This is a genomic window from Pseudoalteromonas aurantia, assembly GCF_005886875.1.
GTDB lineage: Bacteria > Pseudomonadota > Gammaproteobacteria > Enterobacterales > Alteromonadaceae > Pseudoalteromonas > Pseudoalteromonas aurantia_A.
Window position 1 is genome coordinate 1 of sequence record NZ_PNBY01000217.1, and the last position, 1,441, is coordinate 1,441.

General features: G+C 37.0%; 2 protein-coding genes. Both read right to left on the bottom strand.

The window, feature by feature from the left end; translation table 11 throughout:
• Positions 1 to 130: 130 nt before the first annotated feature.
• On the bottom strand, positions 131 to 847 hold the full coding sequence (locus CWC18_RS20730) for a hypothetical protein (protein WP_138676049.1): 717 nt from the start codon (positions 845 to 847) through the stop codon (positions 131 to 133).
• 337 nt (positions 848 to 1,184) lie between these two features.
• On the bottom strand, positions 1,185 to 1,394 hold the full coding sequence (locus CWC18_RS20735; RefSeq protein WP_138676050.1) for a hypothetical protein: 210 nt from the start codon (positions 1,392 to 1,394) through the stop codon (positions 1,185 to 1,187).
• Positions 1,395 to 1,441 lie beyond the last annotated feature (47 nt).

Here is a 1,441-nt window from a genome sequence, read left to right on the forward strand (position 1 = left end):
ACGTTACTAACTTCTCTCAGCAGCTGAATAGATTCAAATTAAACAGGCAAGTACATGCCATTCGTCGCCCTGAATTCATTTCAGGGTCCATCAAGACTTTGAAATAGTTGAGGACAGGAGGCAATTAGTGTTAATGAAGGGTATGGAGTGACTTTTTGTACTCTTCGAGGTGTAATAGCTGTCGTTCTAACATTTTAGTGGGGGCTTGTGTGTGAGCTTTTTTAAGCCAATATGTGGCTTTTTTTAGATCTTTGCTAAATGGAATAAAAGCGGTGTTGTATTTTAATGCCGGATTATAAAGTTGCCCAAGTAGTAACTTAGCTGGCCAATATTTGTCGTTTGCAGCAAGCTTTAAATAATGCAGTGCTTGTGTAGGGTTAGCATTATCAAGGTGATAAAGGCCTACATTAAAGTAATTGTAGCGAGAGGTCCCATTAGTACTAATTTGTAGCTGTATGATTTCTTCATTAGAAAGCGTCACAAGTAACTTTTTTAACTGAGTTCTTATAAAGCTAACAGAGATATTCTCTGGGTATTCTAACCCTTTATTGTAATAAGATATAGCGTGTTTACGAAGTGATGCGTTTGATTGGTCTGATTTATAACGTAAATGATAAACCGTCGCAATGCGAATATTTGCAATACCTGGCTCGTAGTCTGAAATTTTTTTAAAGCATGCAATGGCTTTTTTGTCCTCTTTATTGCCGAAATACTTCATACCCCGGCGTAAATAAGGTGACCACACGGCATCATCATTTAGCTTCTCTTGCTTATATGATACTCCTTCACAGGCATAAGCAGGCCCAGAACTCAAAATTACGACGAGAAGCAAGAGTGTAAGGCGCACTTGTGAGTTCCTATTTTGGGTTTTTATATTTGTGCAACAATATTAAATAAACAAGCGCTTTGCAATCTACATAATGTTTGTATTTGTAAATACGTGTAAATATACCTCCAGTAAACTATCTATAAGACGTTTTTAACCCCGAAACAGCGAGCGTTCTATATGTATCGTAAGCGAGCTGAACGGTCATTCCGTTTACAAAGTCTTGTAATAAGCGGCTTCTGTAATAAAATTCAAATATAGGGTGTTGTGTTTTTTATCTGGTGTGAGTTGTTTTATTGTTTGCTTATAAACGTCAACAAATTTCGGTGAACTGCGCTCTAAGGTGCTTTTAAATAATTTAGTTAGCAAATGCTTCATCAACCGCAGCATCAGGTAAAATGACTGCTGTATTGTTATCCATCGAAAAGGTGAGGGTATTCATATTACATCTGAGCTCATGAACATTCACACGCTCTGAAGTGATAAAGTCTAGCGTACTCGCTATCCCCGTACTTGCCAATACTGAGGTGACTAACGTAGCACTTAATATTAAAAGGTTTAAATTCATATTAAAACCAATCAAAAGTAATTAGGTTGGGCCTTGTTGATCAAATA